This is a genomic window from Labrenzia sp. ATLA3, assembly GCF_057180185.1.
The window spans coordinates 1-16303 of the sequence record NZ_JBXUKV010000005.1 but is presented as its reverse complement, the minus strand read 5'-3'; the positions used below and the strand labels follow the sequence as shown (position 1 = coordinate 16303).

The 16303-nt window shown below is 57.9% G+C and carries 14 protein-coding genes; 7 read left to right on the top strand and 7 right to left on the bottom strand.

Annotated elements, in window-relative coordinates:
* Window positions 1-15: 15 nt before the first annotated feature.
* From AC2A6O_RS14345 to AC2A6O_RS14335, 3 genes are all read left to right on the top strand, one after another.
* On the top strand, window positions 16-1251 hold the full coding sequence (locus AC2A6O_RS14345) for an NAD(P)/FAD-dependent oxidoreductase (RefSeq protein ID WP_498928022.1): 1236 nt from the start codon (window positions 16-18) through the stop codon (window positions 1249-1251).
* Window positions 1252-1253: 2 nt separating this feature from the next.
* On the top strand, window positions 1254-2729 hold the full coding sequence (locus tag AC2A6O_RS14340; RefSeq protein WP_498928020.1) for an amidase: 1476 nt from the start codon (window positions 1254-1256) through the stop codon (window positions 2727-2729).
* 271 nt (window positions 2730-3000) lie between these two features.
* Complete coding sequence (locus tag AC2A6O_RS14335; protein WP_498928018.1) at window positions 3001-3963, top strand: isopenicillin N synthase family dioxygenase; 963 nt, start codon at window positions 3001-3003, stop codon at window positions 3961-3963.
* Window positions 3964-4020: 57 nt separating this feature from the next.
* Here AC2A6O_RS14335 and AC2A6O_RS14330 read toward each other — a convergent pair whose 3' ends face one another.
* Window positions 4021-5133: a hypothetical protein gene (locus AC2A6O_RS14330; protein WP_498928016.1), complete on the bottom strand. Its 1113-nt coding sequence runs from the start codon at window positions 5131-5133 to the stop codon at window positions 4021-4023.
* Between the two features lie 107 nt (window positions 5134-5240).
* On the opposite strand from AC2A6O_RS14330, the gene gcvA reads away from it, so the two are divergent.
* On the top strand, window positions 5241-6236 hold the full coding sequence (gcvA, locus tag AC2A6O_RS14325) for a transcriptional regulator GcvA (protein WP_148583832.1): 996 nt from the start codon (window positions 5241-5243) through the stop codon (window positions 6234-6236).
* On the opposite strand, the gene AC2A6O_RS14320 is transcribed toward gcvA, so the two are convergent.
* The 4 genes from AC2A6O_RS14320 to AC2A6O_RS14305 form a co-directional block, all read right to left on the bottom strand.
* Complete coding sequence (locus tag AC2A6O_RS14320) at window positions 6182-7045, bottom strand: amino acid ABC transporter permease (protein ID WP_498928014.1); 864 nt, start codon at window positions 7043-7045, stop codon at window positions 6182-6184. The two genes, gcvA and AC2A6O_RS14320, sit on opposite strands and share 55 nt — an antisense overlap.
* A gap of 77 nt (window positions 7046-7122) precedes the next feature.
* Window positions 7123-7956, bottom strand: coding sequence for a transporter substrate-binding domain-containing protein (locus AC2A6O_RS14315; protein WP_498928012.1), 834 nt, complete (start codon window positions 7954-7956; stop codon window positions 7123-7125).
* Window positions 7957-8008: 52 nt separating this feature from the next.
* Window positions 8009-8815, bottom strand: coding sequence for an amino acid ABC transporter permease (locus AC2A6O_RS14310; RefSeq protein ID WP_498928010.1), 807 nt, complete (start codon window positions 8813-8815; stop codon window positions 8009-8011).
* 29 nt (window positions 8816-8844) lie between these two features.
* Window positions 8845-9588, bottom strand: a complete 744-nt coding sequence (locus AC2A6O_RS14305; protein ID WP_498928008.1) for an amino acid ABC transporter ATP-binding protein — start codon at window positions 9586-9588, stop codon at window positions 8845-8847.
* A gap of 460 nt (window positions 9589-10048) precedes the next feature.
* On the opposite strand from AC2A6O_RS14305, the gene AC2A6O_RS14300 reads away from it, so the two are divergent.
* Entirely contained in the window at window positions 10049-10627 is a 579-nt protein-coding gene (locus AC2A6O_RS14300) for a peroxidase-related enzyme (RefSeq protein WP_498928006.1), read from the top strand.
* Window positions 10628-10980: 353 nt separating this feature from the next.
* On the opposite strand, the gene AC2A6O_RS14295 is transcribed toward AC2A6O_RS14300, so the two are convergent.
* Window positions 10981-11919 (bottom strand): AraC-like ligand-binding domain-containing protein, encoded by a 939-nt coding sequence (locus AC2A6O_RS14295; protein WP_498928004.1) that lies wholly within the window; start codon window positions 11917-11919, stop codon window positions 10981-10983.
* 236 nt (window positions 11920-12155) lie between these two features.
* On the opposite strand from AC2A6O_RS14295, the gene AC2A6O_RS14290 reads away from it, so the two are divergent.
* Window positions 12156-13055, top strand: a complete 900-nt coding sequence (locus AC2A6O_RS14290; protein ID WP_498928001.1) for an alpha/beta hydrolase — start codon at window positions 12156-12158, stop codon at window positions 13053-13055.
* Window positions 13056-13199: 144 nt separating this feature from the next.
* Here the strand turns inward: AC2A6O_RS14290 and AC2A6O_RS14285 are convergent, their stop codons facing one another.
* Window positions 13200-14303 (bottom strand): helix-turn-helix transcriptional regulator, encoded by a 1104-nt coding sequence (locus AC2A6O_RS14285; RefSeq protein WP_498927999.1) that lies wholly within the window; start codon window positions 14301-14303, stop codon window positions 13200-13202.
* Between the two features lie 436 nt (window positions 14304-14739).
* Between AC2A6O_RS14285 and AC2A6O_RS14280 the strand changes: the two genes are divergently transcribed.
* The coding region (locus AC2A6O_RS14280; RefSeq protein ID WP_498927997.1) for a VCBS domain-containing protein at window positions 14740-16303 on the top strand (1564 nt) is incomplete at its 3' end.

The window sequence follows — 16303 nt, the reverse complement described above, 5'->3', positions numbered from 1 at the left end:
TGAGAAGAGGTAACAATGTCGGACGTTCTGGTTCTCGGTGGCGGCATGGTCGGTGTCAGCACCGCCCTGGCGCTGCAGGCAGCCGGACGCACTGTCATCCTTGTCGACAGGCGGGAAGCCGGGCAGGAAACCAGCTACGGCAACGCCGGCGTCATTCAGACCGAAGCCGTGGAGCCCTATCCCCTGCCCCTCGCCCTGGGCGCGCTTCTCAAGATCGCGTTCAAGCGCAGCAATGACGTCAACTATCACCTGACCGCGCTGCCGTCCTATCTTCGCCCTCTCTGGCAGTATTATCGCGCTTCCCTTCCTGCCCGGCACAAGGCGATTTCCCGGACCTATGCCGGGCTCGTCCGGCGTGCGAGTGCCGATCATGCTCCGCTGATCGCTGCCGCAGGTGCCGACAATCTGATCCGGAGGTCCGGTCTTCGATTTGTTTACCTGTCGCAGCAAGCGTTCAATGCCTCCGCCGTGGAGGCAGGACGCGTTTCCAACGAGTACGGCGTTAAAGTCGCCCTCCAGTCTGCTGCCGACCTTGCGATTGCCGAACCCCATCTGAAACCTGGGCTGGCCGGGGCTGTTCACTGGCCCGAGACCTGGAGCTGTGCAGACCCGGGTGGCTTGACGCAGGCCTATGCAAGACTTTTCGTCTCCCGTGGGGGCAGTATCGTCACCGCGGACGCAACCACCCTTTGCGAAACGCACGATGGCTGGTCCGTCACCGCGTCCGATGGGCGGGTGTCGGCAAGAGAAGCCGTCATTGCCCTTGGGCCCTGGTCGGCCGGGCTGCTCAAGCGTTTCGGCTATGACATCCCGCTTTTGCGCAAGCGCGGTTATCATCGTCACTTTACCGGTGGCGGCACCTTGAACACACCAATGGTCCTGGCTGAAAGTGCAACCGTGCTTTCGCCCATGCAACAGGGGCTGAGGGTGCTGACAGGTGCGGAACTTGCGTCCTTCGATGCACCGCCCTCGCCCGTCCAGCTGAGACGAAGCACCATCGCCGCGGTCAACGTGATCGATCTCGGAACACCGGTGGAGACGAAAGCCTGGTTCGGCAGTCGGCCTTGCATGCCGGACATGCTCCCACTTGCCGGCAAGGCTCCGCGTCACAAGGGTCTGTGGTTCCATTTCGGCCATGGCCATCAGGGGTTTACCCTCGGTCCGACCACCGCAACGATGCTCGCCGAAGAAATGATAACCGGCAAGGTTCCTGTCCCCGACCTTTCTCCTGCCCGCCTGAGGTATCTCTGAAAATGTCCGACCCCGCAGATTTAACAGCAATTGAAGCCCGGCAACTCATCGGCAGGCGCCAACTGTCGCCGGTGGAACTGGCAGACGCCTGCATCGCCCGAACCGAGGCGATCAACCCTGCGATCAATGCCGTCGTGGCAGCGGATTTCGATCGTCTGCGGGACGAAGCCGTGAAGGCGGAAGCAGCCGTCCAGAAAGGCGAACCCATCGGGCCGGTGCATGGTCTGCCTTTCGGGGTCAAGGACATGATCGATGTCACCGGCCTGCCGACGACTTTCGGGTCGGAGATCTTCAAGGACAACATTGCCACTAGGGACGATGCCATTGTCGCTGCCATGCGGCGCGCGGGGGCGGTCGTGCTCGGAAAAACCAACAATCCGGAATTTTCAGCCGGCGCCAACACCGTCAATACGGTCTACGGACCGACGGGCAATCCGCATGACCCGTCAAAGAGCGCGGCCGGGTCGTCAGGCGGATCGGCAGCCGCGCTTGCGACCGGCATGGCACCACTTTGCACCGGGTCCGACACCGGTGGCAGCTTGCGCAATCCGGCCGCCTTCTGCGGTGTCGTCGGTTTCCGTCCGTCTCCCGGCGTCGTTCCCGGCGACACTAGGGGCACCGCCCTCATGCCTCTGCCAACATCCGGCCCGATGGCCCGCACGGTCGCCGATACGGCGCTGATGCTGTCCGTCATGGCACGCCCCGACAGCCTCGATCCCTTCACGGCGGTGATAGACGGGAAGACCCTTTGGAACCCGGACGATTTCGCGACGCTGCCACGCCAGGACCTGTGCTCCCTGAAAGTCGGCTTTACCGAAGACTTCGGGTTCGCAATGACCGAGCAGGTGATCCGCAGGGCTTTCCGCGAACGTGTCGAGAAACTCGGCCCGCTCTTTGCTGTGGCAGAGGAAACGGCACCCGACTGTACCGGCGCGGATCGGATTTTCGCGGTCCTCCGCGCTGTCATGATGCTTGGGTCTCACCACGGCAATACGCTGAAACATCCTGGCCGCTTCGGGCCGAATATCATGGCCAATGTGGAAGAAGGTCTCGGCTATTCGGCGCTCGACGTCGCCGACGCCATGACCCGCCAAAGCCTCTATTACAGGAACTGGCAGCGTTTCTTTGCCGATTGCGACTACGTCCTTTCTCCTGCCGTCACGATCAGCCCACGCGACTGGCACGAGCTTTATCCGGCCGAGATCGATGGTGTCGCGACAGAGAGCTACTATCAGTGGCTGGCGCTAGCCTACGCTTCGACCATTGCCGGTCACCCATCCGTCACCATACCGGTGGGCCGGGACGATTTCGGCATGCCCTTCGGCTTGCAGATTGTCGGCAGAAAAAATGATGACCTCGGGGTTCTGGCCGTTGCGGCGGAAATCGAAGCAATCTTCGCCGGCGACGAAAGATTTGGTGTACCGAAACCCGATCTGACCGCTCTCCGGACTGCAGAACCAATCCTGATGGACACATAGCGCCATTCGGGTTTCGTAACTTCCTTTCATCCGAAGCTGAGCCGACCGGGCACCGGTCTGGCTGCTTCCCTTTGCCTTGAGCCGGGGCTTGCTCGTGCCTGAGACCGGGTGCGAACCCGGCGCCCTGGCTCGCTGTGGCAACGGACTGGTGCGACCGCTCAAATATCGGGCAGACCTCAATTCATTAGGATAAGCATTAGAAAAAATAATGTGCTAGATTGAAGCGCAGCCGCAATGCCTGTCTGTCCGGAAAATTGAGGAGAATGCCTAGATGACCTATGCCGAAGCGAAGAAGACGAGCGCAGACGTTATTCCAGTCATTGATATTTCTCCGTTGAGAGACGGGACGGACCCTCAAGCGGTTGCCGACGCGTTACACGCGGCAAGCAAGGACCTCGGGTTTATCTACATCACGGGCCATGGCATTCCGGAAGAGCTGATCAACTCCGCCCGGGAGACTGCCTATGCGTTTTTCCGGGCAGATAATGAGCGCAAGGACGCGGTCCGCGTTTCCAGCCATCACCGGGGCTGGATCGGTCAGGGCGGCGCCAAGATGCAGGACGACGCCAAAGCAGATCTGAAGGAAAGTTTCATCTGGGGGTGGGAACCCTCCACGCAGACGGAAGGTGACGGACACCCACTGCGGGGCAACAACCAGTGGCCGGACTTCGTTCCCCAGTTAGAGCAGCATTCGAAAGCGTATTTCGAGGCGGCGCATGAAGTCGCCTATCATCTCATGCGAGGCTTTGCGCTCGGCCTCTCCCTCCCGGAAGATTTTTTCCTGCGCAGCACTGACCGCCCGCTGTCGCGCGCGTCCTACGTTTATTACCCGGCACAGCCGGATACGATGGGAAAAGACCAGTTCGGCGTTGGACCGCACACCGACTTCGGCGTGCTGACGGTCCTTTGCCAGGATGATGTCGGCGGACTGCAGGTGGAAAACGCTCAGGGCGAGTGGGTGGAAGCGCCGCCGGTTCCCGGATCGCTGGTTGTGAATGTGGCCGATCTTCTGGCACGCTGGACCGCCGGTGCCTACAAGTCCACGCCGCATCGGGTGGTAAACAGCTCAGGACGCGAACGCCTGTCGCTTGTCCTGGCATACGACCCCAACCCGGAAACGCAAATCGATGCCCGCGATGTCTTCGGACCGGAGACTGCCTCGGCCGATCCCATCACATGCGGCGACTACCTTCTCTGGCGCTTCGAAAAAGCTTTCAGCTATCGCAAGGCTTAAAAAGGGTGGGCCGCTGTCTCAGGAGGCAGCCGCGACACCTGCCCCACGCGGACGCCGCTATGCCTCGAACTGCAGGCGTCCGTTTGCCGACAGACCAATCTCCTGGGCAGGCGCGCGAAAAAGAGCGCCCAGCTGTTCATACCGGTCGAGCAAGTCCTCGCCGCCCGCCAGCCTGCCTGGAAAAAACCTTCCCTCCTGCCAGACCGGGACGCCATCAATGAGGACCGTCGGGTCCACGATGTTCAGCGATATCTCGCCGGGCGCATAGTTGCCGCACGTATGGAAGTGAAGCAGCCGGGGATTACCGAATGCCCCACCGGACCAGCGCTCCAGACTGGCGCCGGCGCTGTCCTTGAACGCGCATCCCGGGTGAATGCCCGCATGCCAGGAGTGCATGACCCAGGGGTCGATCCCGAGGTGATCCGCTACGTGGCAATAGTGTTTGCGCGCGGCTGCGACGTCTTCGGCGCTGCCGTCAAAACCGGTAATCCGCTCGTCTTCAAACGCGATGAAAAGCGTGTCCCTGAGTTCCACACCATAGGGATCGTAATAGTTTGAACCTGTGCCAACGAGAAAACCCGCCTGCGCGACCGTTCCCCGGAAGCCCGAGCCCGGGACCGGTGTGAAAACGGATTGCGGGAACCGGACTACAGATGTGTCGCTGCCGGAGTTCGGAAACTGCGCTCTGCCGCCCCTGACGTCCGTCCCGAGCGGGCATGTCAGGTGAATGTCCTGCGCGCCAGCCAGAGCCCGGTTGACGAGATTCTTGAGCTCGATCATCGCGCCATGATCCGTCTGGCCGAAGCCGGAGGCGAGCATCTCACGATCCAGTGCGTAACACACGATTGGCCGCTTCGATGCCAGCACCGAACTGAAGCGCAACTGATCGCCGACGCGGTGAAGGAACACCGTCTGATCGTGCGGTTCCATGGACGCCAGAATGTCGTCGGAGTTGTCGGCCTGTCCTGGATCGAATGGCAGAACCGTCACGGTGACGTCGCACCCAAGATCTCGCGCCACATCCGCGATGGCATCGGCCAGCCCCTCGCCATACATGCCGCAGGCCGGATCCTCCGCGATGACAAGCAGGCTCTGGCCGGAACGGACGCCCGCGCAGTTCGTAAGCAGATTTTCCGCGCCGAGCCTCAGATTACTGGCAATTTGGGTCATGATCTTCTCGCAAACAAAAGATTTCCGCCTCTGTCTCCAGCCCACGCCAGATCTCCTGACGCGACAGTGAATTGAACTCTTCTAATTCAGGCATTAGAACAACTAATATGATTTCGAACTTGCCCTTCACCGCGTTGCGCGCCTTCGAGGCTGTGGTCCGACTGCAAGGCTTTGCCCGCGCTGCCGAAGAACTCGCCGTCACCCAGAGTGCCGTCAGCCAACAGGTCAAATCGCTCGAGGAATGGCTTGGCCGCAGGCTTGTGGATCGAAAACCGGGCCGCACGCAACCGACCGAGGACGGTCGCCGTCTGGCTGCGGCGGTGGCGGAAAACTTCAATAATATCGCGACGGTGTGTCACGAGATCCGCGATGCCAATCAGCCTAATCTGACGATTGTCCTGTCTGCGCTTCCCGGCTTCGCATACATCTGGCTCATTCCAAGACTGATCAACTTCAACCTTCGCCATCCTCAGTACGAGGTGTCGATCGTCACATCGCAGATCCCTCCGAATTTTGCGGTCGACGAGGCGGATGTCTCCATCAGGTATGGCAGCGGCACGTATCCCGGGCTGCACGTTGAGACGCTCATGCACGAACGCCTCTTCCCGGTCTGTTCGCCGGAGCTGCTCCAGAAAACCCCTTTGAACTGCGTTGAAGACCTCGCGAACCATACGCTGCTTGTCGATGACGTCAGTCAGAGCGACGGTCTGCCGCCGACGTGGGAGAACTGGGCGAAGGAGATGGGCTGGAGCTTGCCGCAACCGGCCCGCTCCATGCAGTTCGGCCAGTCGAACATGGTTGTGCAGGCCGCGGTCCGCGGCTTCGGGGTTGCGCTTGGCAGAGAACCGCTGGTGGTCGACGAACTGGAAGCCGGTCGCCTGGTTCGTCCGTTTCCGGAGCTGGCGACGTCGCATTACTCCTATTCGATCGTTTGCCCGAAGGCCGCGGTCGAGTCCGAGCGCATTTCCGCCATTCGGAACTGGCTGCACGATGAAGTGCGCGAACAGGCCCCCATCACGGACGCCTCTCTTTTCAAGCCGCCGGCAGGTCATTCTTCCAAACGCGAAAAAAGCTGCGACAGTCCGAAGCAGATGAGAAAATAGAACCCGGCGCACGTCAGCCAGGCCTCGAATATCAGCCGTGTGGATGCAACGAGTTCCAGTGTCTTGAACGTCAGCTCCTGAACAGAGATCAGCGACACAATCGAGCTGTCCTTGATCAGCGAAATGAACTGGTTCGCCAGCGGCGGGATGACCTTTCTGATGGCCTGCGGCAGAACGATGTATCGCATTTCCTGCCAGTAGTTCATCCCGATAGATCTGGCGGCCTCGCGCTGTCCATTCGGCACGGCCTGAATGCCGGCGCGGACGATTTCGCCAACGAAGGCGCTTTCGAACAGGGCGAGCACAATCGTTCCGGCAACAAGCTGCGGAAACAGGCGCATGTCGCCGAAGACAAACACCCAGACCGCATTATTTTCCGATCGCGCGATACCGCGTGCCCAGCGCTCCAGACCGAGGGCTTCGATGAGCGGCTGGGACAGGAAAAAGAAAAAGATGAAAACGACAACGACCGGCGGAATATTGCGAAGAAGTTCGACATATGTGCGCGCCAGCAGACGGACGGTCAGGTTTCGCGACGTTCGCGCAAGACCGAGGATAACGCCCAGAAGAACTGCCAGCAAAGAGGCGCATATGGAGATCCTGACGGTCACGGCCAGTCCCTGCAGCAGCAGATTGGCGAACCATTCCTGACGTCTGGTATGCCAGCCCAGGATGTAGTTCGGGATCAGGTGCCAGCGCCATTTGTAATTGAGCGTTTCGGCCGTCTGAAAGGCGAAGAAGATGGCGGCCGAAAGCAGGACCGCCAGGATAAGCCAGTCACCCCAGTGAAGTCGTTTCAGAAGCCGCATCTTGGTCCTTTCACGGATGTGCGTTCACTGCGGATTGGAGCGGGACCGCCTGTCCCGCTCCCGTTGCGTGGCATCGTTTATTCCGGGATCTGATCGGCCCACTCGTCGGAGCGGAACCAGTAGTTGTGCCTCTGCTTCAACCAGCCGTTCCTGGTGTTGACCCCGATCCAGTTGTTGAAGAAGTTGAGCGCGTCCGGATCTCCCTTGCGGATGGCGAAGGCTTCGCCCGTCGCCTGGAAGGCATAATCAAACGGCACGTTGACGACATCGGGATAGCGGCGCGCTTCGGTCGATGGTGCCGGCTCGGATCCCATCATCGCATGGGCCTTGCCGTTGAGAACCTCCTGAATCACGGCTCCCTCGTCATCGAACTGGACCACTTTGGCTTCAGGAAAGGTCGCGGCGATGATCTCAACCGCGACCGCGCCGCGGCGCACGGCGAAGGTCACATCCGGGCTGTTGTAGTCCTCAAGCGAAAAGCCCTCTGTCATCTTCGTGTTGGCAAGAATGGTCTGGCCGGAAAAGGCATAGGGATCGGTAAAGTTGACCGTCAGATTGCGTGCCGGATTGATCGACATGCCGGAGATGATCACGTCGAACTGCCCTGAAACCAGTGCGGGAATGATGCCATCCCAGGCAGTCGGGATCCACTCCACGTCAACCCCCATGTCGTCGGCGAGCTTTGCGGCCACATCGATTTCAAAACCGATGAGATCGCCGTTGACGTCCCGCATGGTCCAGGGTTTGAAGAGCGAAACGCCGACCTTGATCACCCCTTCGCTTTTTATGGATTCGATCACGCTTTCGCTGCTCAACGCCTGGGTGGCGGACTGTGCGAAGGCCGGGCCAGTGCCAACAACGGCAAGAGCTGCGGCCAGTATCAAGCCTATGGTTCTTCTTGTCGGTCTCATGCAAATTCCTTTCTCTGGAGGGTGGTTCCGGTCAGACGACTCGTATGTCTTGTTATTCATGCCGTCCGATACGGCTTTCGAGTGCGGAAACGCCGAAGGACATCGTCAGCGTTATTGCCAGATAGATGAGCGCTACGGTGAACCAGATCTCGAAGCTCATGTATGTGTCGGATACCAGGTTGCGCCCCACGGTCGTGAGCTCTGCAACGGCAATGACACTGACAATCGCGGAGGATTTGACCAGCTGAATTGCTTCGTTTGTGAGGGGCGGCAGCATCAGGGGCACCGCCTGCGGAAGAATAATGTAGCGGTAGGCCTGGCCCCTGGTCATGCCGATGGACTTTGCGGCTTCCCATTGTCCCTGGGCGACCGATTTGACGCCGCCGCGAATGATCTCCGATACCAATGCGCCGTGGAATGCGCCCAGGCAGATGACCGCAGCCGTAATGCGGCTCCAGGTAAAAATCGGTCCCAGCACGTAGTAGAAAAGATAGACCAGAACCAGCAGAGGCATGTTTCGCAGAAATTCCAGAAGGGCGATGGACAGCCATTTGCCGATGACGAGGTTCGAGAGCCTCAGCAACGCCATGGCAAGACCAATGGCGACAGCCAGCAGAAACGCGCCCAACGAAAGAAAGAGGGTCATACCGAGGCCGACAATGAGCTCCCCTGCCTGGAACCCATTGTCGGTGAACCGGTAGATATAGCGTGGAATGTTGTACCACTGCCAATTGTAGCCCATGCGCGCAGCGCCGGAGTAGGCACCGTAAACGATTAACCCCATAAGGCCCGCGTACATCAGAAGTGCGAATCCGGTTGATCCAGCCACCCGGCGGGACAGCGGGGGCCGAGACGGCATGACATTTTCTGAGGACGTGACGCCGGCCATCAGTGGTCCAGGATCTTGTCGAGAAAATCCCTGCAGCGCTCGCTGCGGGGATGATTGAAAAACGTGTCTGGATCGGCCATTTCGACGATCTCGCCAGCGTCCATGAAGACCATTCTGTCGGCGACTTTTCGCGCAAATCCCATTTCGTGCGTGACACAAACCATCGTAATGCCGTCTTGAGCCAGCTCGACCATGACCTCCAGAACCTCGTTGATCATTTCAGGATCGAGCGCGGACGTGGGCTCGTCGAACAGCATGATCCGGGTCTCCATGCAAAGAGACCGCGCGATTGCCACCCTCTGCTGTTGCCCACCCGACAACTGCCGAGGATACTTGTCCGCCTGATCGGGAATACGCACACGCTCAAGGAACTTGCGAGCGGTCGCTTCCGCCGCTTTCCGCGAAATCCCGCGCACTTTTTGCGGGCCGATCACAAGATTTTCCAGGACCGTGAGATGCGGAAAGAGATTGAACTGCTGAAAAACCATCCCGACCTGCTGTCGCAGCAAGGTTATGTTTTTCGCCCCTTCGTAGACTTCCATGCCATCCACGAAGAGTTTGCCCCCCTGGTGGAACTCAAGCGCATTGAAGCAACGGATCAGGGTTGATTTTCCGGAGCCGGACGGCCCGCAAATGACCACCCTCTCGCCTCTCTCAACATTGATGCTCACACCTTTCAATGCGTGAAAATCACCGTAGAACTTGTCGAGTTTCCGGGCCCTGATCACGGGTGCGTCGGTCAATGTCGCGCCTTTCGTTATTGCCACTTATTTAGACTATCAGTTTATGTTAAGTAGTGTCTAATGTGAAAAAGACGGCGACGGTCCAACTGCGCAAAATACCTGCAACTGACCATTCAATGAGCGCCTGATTGATCGATCTGAATGCAATTCAATGGACCGCATTACAGGAAAAAGGGCTTGAACCTCGGCGTTGGCGATACAGGAGCCTCCAGAGGGGCGGCCGTGCTGAGAAAAGCAAGAGGCACGGCTGGACAAGTCTGCCCTTTGGAGGGTGACGGTATGAAAATCCGTTGTCTTTTCGACGGCTGGGCCGGGCGTTCCCACCTGATCAGTTGGCCGATCCTGCCTGCAATGATCTTTCTCCGCATGGTGACGGAGACGCTGCCCAATTGCCGCCCATGATGCGCTTGCCGACACCGGTGTTTCGCTGCCCCTCCCTTGTGAAAAAGAGGAATAGATAATGTCTGCCTGGATACGCATGCTTTCCGACGAAGAAGCCGATGAAACGCTGACAGCAGCGCTTGAGCTCGCCCGCACGCCTCATGGCACCGTCGACAACGTGATGCGGGTTCATTCTCTCCGTCCGTCGACCATGATCGGTCACATCAGGCTCTATCGCGCGTGTCTTCACGACGAGTCGAATGCGATCCCGATGTGGTTTCAGGAGGTCATCAGCTCCTATGTGTCGAGCCTCAACAACTGCGCCTACTCCTATGCAAACCACTGGAAGAACGCGGCCCATCTGATAGGCGACCCCGAAAAGGCACGAAAGGTCGAGACTGCACTGGAACAGCGCAAACCCGAAGATGCCTTCGATGGTCCAGAGCTGGCTCTTCTGCGCTATGCAGAGAAACTGACGCTTCATCCCGGGGACATGGCCGAAGCAGATATTGTCGCTCTTCGAAATTCAGGGGTCGATGACGGCCGGATCCTGGAAGCCAATCAGATCATTGGATACTTCAACTACGTGAACCGGCAGTTGAATGGGCTTGGTGTCAGCACAGAGGGTGACGTTGTCGGCTACTACGCGGAAGAGTGAAGCTGGTCGTCCCGGGTGTGTTCACCGGTGTCGCAGTCTGATGCCTTGGCGTCGTTAGAGCTCACCAAGAGACGGACATATGGCCGCCATGTCGATTGGCGAACTGCGCGAACGGCGATAAGCGGCTGGTCCAGGGGGGGCGTGTTGTTGCCATAACCTCATCCGAAGGGATGACAGCCTGCGCTTTGCGAGCGCATCGCGGCGCGATAGACCGCAGGTGCTGCTCTCAGCGTGCATGTGCCAAGCAAACGCAACGGACCCGTTTCAAGGCTCGGGCTTATACCCAAAGGCTTCAATGTTTACCCAGGAACGCCTCTGACATTCGCCCCTTTGCCGGAGGGCGGGAAATAGTCCTATTTCTTGCGCAGTGTCTTGGGGGCGATGCCGAACTCTGCCCTGAAGGCACGACTGAAATGCGCGGCGTCGTTGAACCCCCATCGGAAAGCGATTTCGGTGATCGTGTCGCGGCAATGCGGACGCGAGAGATCCGCATGACAGCGGCGCAACCGCTCGCGCCGCATGAAGTTGCAGCACGTGTCGTTGTTGTGCGCAAACACCGTATGGAGATATCGCAGCGAAACGCCATGCGCCTCGGCCACCATTGTGGGGTCGAGGCGACCGTCTTCCAGGTTGTTCCGAATAAAGCGGCAAAAAGCAGCAAAGTGGTCCCGGTGCGCAAGCGACGCCGGAGGGGGCTCCTGCCGGGTGGTCAGCGTGGCCATCAAGAGGCTCAGGATCGGCTGCATGACAGCTTCGGCCTCTTTTTCCTCGATTGTTGTGAAGTCTCGCGCCAGCCGCCGAAGCGCTTCGGCCGATATGCCGCTGACGGCGCTCGAATTCTTGACCACGGTTCCAGCAAACCGCTCGATGTTCCAGTCCAGGCGCTTGGCCCGGAATTTCGGGATCAGCAGCGTGAGTTTGTGCAGCCGGCTCGTAACCTTGAAATCCATTTCGCGCTCGCTGTCCCACAGCACGAAGTCCCCCGCCGAAAGCTCAGCCTGCCGGTCTCCCTGTCGAATGATCTCATGGCCACTAAGCTCGAATAGCACGCCGAAATAGGCCTCATCGCTGTGGCACAGTTCGGGTTTGCGGCGTGAACCTTCACAGGGATCGCAACAGCATTCGACGACGCGGATCCCATCGAGAATGCGCTCGCGAATTTCCGCGTGGAAATCTGACGTTTCGGAGGATCTGAGATCCCAATCCAGGTGCGTGCGGCTCAAGGCATGACGCCAGGCCTCGAATTGAACAGGGCCACGAAGGGATTGCGTTGACCAGGTCTCGGCATCCATTGTCTTGTCTCCTCCCGGGCGCGCCTTTCGGCGTTTTTTGTGCGCGGATGATCAAGTCCCGGTGCATGCGCTGGCAAGACCGAACCTCCTCCTTGGCTCAACATACGCTCCTCCCGATGTCTCGCCCGCTCTCCGAGTTTAGGCGAACGGGGGAAATTTACCAGATGCCGGACCGATGACGGGGAGAGGACCGTCAGCGAAACCGGTATCGAAGCTGCAAGGGAGGACGCAGACACATGCGCAAGGATATCGAGTTCAAGACAGAGGATGGCGTCACGTTGCGCGGGTGGCACTATGTACCCGACAACGCTTCGGGACCTGTGCCAACCATTGTGATGGCACACGGGTTTTCGGCCGTGAAGGAAATGTACCTCGACCGCTTCGCCGAGGCTTTTGCTGCTGCGGGGCTCGCCTCAATAGTCTTCGACAACCGCAATTTCGGAGCAAGCGACGGCGAGCCGCGTTACGAAATCGACCCGTGGGAACAGGTTCGCGACTATCGGGACGCTATTACCTGGGCCGAAACGCTGCCGGAAACCGATGCAAATCGGATCGGGATATGGGGTTCGAGCTACAGCGGTGGCCACGTCATGGTGGTGGGAGCGCTGGATCGACGGGTGAAATGCGTCGTCGCCCAGGTACCACTGGCCAGCGGGCACAGAAATGCGCGCCGCCTCATCCGCGCAGACTATCTGGCCGGTGTGCAGGCGATGTTCGATGATGACCGCCGGGCTCGGATGAACGGTGAGCCGCCGGCGATGATCCCGGTGGTTGCCGAGGATCCGGCAGCGCCCTCCGCCCTGCCCACACCCGACAGCTGGACCTGGTTCACCGAGACCGGCAAGACACGTGCACCATCCTGGCACAACGAGGTGACTTTGCGCTCCGTCGAGATGTTCACCGAATACGAACCTATCAGCTACGCCAAATACGTCAGCCCAACACCCATGATGATCGTTGTGGCCCTGGGCGACGTGCTCACGGTTTCCGACCTGGCACTGGAAGCCTACGAGGAGGCTCTCGGTCCAAAACGGCTCGTAACGCTAAGCGGCGGTCATTTCGACGCCTATGTGGATGATTTCGACGCCTCGTCCGAACCAGCGGTCGAATGGTTCCGCGAACACCTGAAGCCATAACGCAGTCTCTCCGGACGGCCTTCGGGCCGTTCGGACCGGTCTTGTTGTGCATTCTTCAAAAACGCCACCAAATCTTCAAAGGAAACAGACAGGGGCGCACACGAATATCATTAAATTAAATAGAGCCGAGGTTTTTCAGGGCCTTTATTCGAAGACCTTGAAACGCTCGTAAAGCTGGAAAAGCTGTTTCTGCGAATTGACCCCCATCTTGGTCATTGCGGCTTTCAACTGTTTCCGCACAGTGTCCTGCTGAACACCTTTGCTGCGGGAATACTCCGCCAGCGGTTGCATTTCTATGACTGCAGCAATTGTCGCGCTTTCGCCGACACTCAGCCCGTAGAACTCTGCAATACGCTCCAGCGTCCGCGACGACAGAATGTCCTGAGGATTGAGCTGCACGATCTTGTAGGTCACCCAGCGCGCCGGCTCCAGCCGCCCGTCAACGAAACGGGGAAGCGGGTTGAACACCTGAACGGCATAGGTCGAATCCGTTTTCTTGTCGAGAAGACGCACCAGAGGCGCTTCGCCGTTGCGCACACGCCGATGAACCGCCTCCACCTTTTTTTGCTCCGCCGGATCGCGGCAGACCAGTCTGCCGTTCTGTATCCGCACAAAACCATGGTCGAGCATTTCCCTTGCCAGTTGGTTCGCATATTCAACCTCACCATTGGCAAGCATGATGATTGCGTGGGTCTGCGAATCGTTGGCGGACCTGTGAACCTGCTCCCGCTCTGCGACTTCATTCCGCAGTTGCCGGAGATTAAGCGCCTTCCTGGCATGCACGACGAGCTTAGAAAAATCCGCCACCACCTCTTTCGAGAACCCCCCGTCCTTGCGAAGGCTTGTGACGCCAAACCACCCTGCCCCCCCGTCAACCGAGATGTTGTTGCCCATGATCCTGTTCACATCGGACCTGGGAAAAAGATCATTGAGGATCGGGCTGGAACGTAACCCGTCCGCTGTAGTTAACTGATCGTCCATCAAGACCTCCCCTATGCGCGCCTTGGCAATGAGCTTCAGCCGATAATCGTGATTGACATGATGTTCTTGGAATTCCTTGAGGAATTCCGGGTCCATATTTGCGGTAAAATTCAGTCCAACCGATGAGTTCCCCTCTCCAAGAAGACAAAGGTGAGACTGGGATGCTTCAAGATAAGAAACGATTTTCGAAAGAGTTAAATAGAACAGCTCCTTGCTTTCTACAGCCTCGTACAATTCTGAGATAAGTTTATCAAATTGCTCGCACATTTCTAAAAGACAACATCTGAATCAACGTAAATATTATCAATAATAACAGCATCAAAACTATGCAATCGTACACACAACCCAAGAGGGAATCAATCCCGCAGCGCGGTAACAAATAATTTTTCGATCCATCGAAAAAATTTATAATTAGTTAATTATGCCTAGATAGGCGCCAGAACCGCCCGTTAACTTTGCTTAACGCATTGAAACTCTAAACATTTCCACTACCCCTTGATTACGCTACGGCTTTTGCGGAATTGACCTAAAGACATGGTTAAAAAATTTTCTGACCCGCGCAGTCCCCATTTGGGGAATGGCTCATTTTGAAGCAGTCTGACAATCCTGCTCGCGCATTTCAGCAAGGGTGATTTTGACACCCGTTCTATAATCACCGGTTGTCTCTCGCAGTTAGCCGGTGGAGCGAGTGAGGAATGGAATAATGCCTAATAATATAAATCTATCGGAATTTTTTGACTCAATCCGCGCAACTCTGGCCGACATCAAGAACAATACTTCTTCGGTCAACGACATTGACGTCGTGGGTACCTACATCGAAGAAGATGGCAGCGACCCGGCGCCGGATGTTTCCAGTATCAATTTTGTTAACGGAACAACGGGTGCCGATGTACCGCTCGAAGGAACAGCGGGTCTTGATATCGTTCTTGCCAGAAGCGGTAACGATATGCTTGTCGGTTACGGCAGCATCGACATCCTGCTCGGGAGTGACGATGTAGATACGATCGACTACTCCTACCTGAACGGAACAGAGAACGGCATCTTCATCGACCTGCGCAGCGGTATCGCCGTGAGCAAGGGTGGTGACATCGACCTGCTGTCATCCATCGAGAATGCCATCGGTACGGTCAACAGCGACGTTCTGCTCGGCAACGGCCTGAACAACATTTTCTTCGGTAATGGCGGCAGTGACGTCATCGATGGTCGCGGCGGTAACAAAGACGTCGCCCAGTTCACCGGCAAAGCCGAAGATTACGAGATCAAAACCAACGAAGACGGTTCCGTCAGTATCAAAAACGACACCGGCACGACGACCCTTTACAACATCGAACTGGTTCAGTTCGGCGAAGGCAGTGAAGTCGGCGATATCAATCTTTTCAGCGTCACGGATGGTGCGCTCGTCGCCCACAATGATGCAATCGACGTCACCGAGACCTCCGACGACGACGAAGCCGAAGTCGCCGCAACTTTCAACGTTCTGGGCAATGACGACGAACTCGGCGAAACAGGCGGCCAGGTAATCAACCAGCTGGCTTTCAAAGGTGCCGGTGGCGCGGAAGTCAACGTCGATACCGTCCCTGATGGAGATGGCTTGTTGGAGGTGCAGGGTAAATACGGCACCTTGTTGCTGAACGTCGAAACGGGCGATGCCAGTTACGTCTATTCCGATGAAGCGAACCGTCTCGCCGAAGGCGAGGAAGGTGTCGATACCTTCGTTTATCAGGTCGTCGGGGGCGACAAGGCCGAATTCAAGGTTACGGTCACCGGCACCAACGATGCTCCGACAATCGGCGGTGACCTTTCCCTGAATTTCCTGCCCATCGTGGAATTTCCGGATGCGGAGGACCAGGGTTTCGTCCATTCCCGCAGTGGGGTCTTCGAGGTCAACGATCCGGACACAGTCGTCAATCCGGACAATTTTGAGATCCAGATCAGTGAACCGAACCTGTCCCTGGCCTCCGGTGCCGGCGACATTCTGGAAATGCCGGGCGATATCTACGCTGCCCTGACTGCCAATGACTCGAACTTCTTCTTCTGGACATTCGACCAGTTCGACGACCAGGGCCGGGTAACCTATTCCTACAAGGTCCAGGACAAGGCCATCGACTTCCTTGCCGAAGGCGATGTCCTCACGATCGACTATACGCTTAAGGTCCAGGACAAGAATGACCCGGAGTCCTTCGTTGAGCGCCCGGTCACCGTGACCATCATCGGTACCAACGACCAGCCGGATATCCTCGTCGAGCAGAGCGTTCTTGACTTTGCAA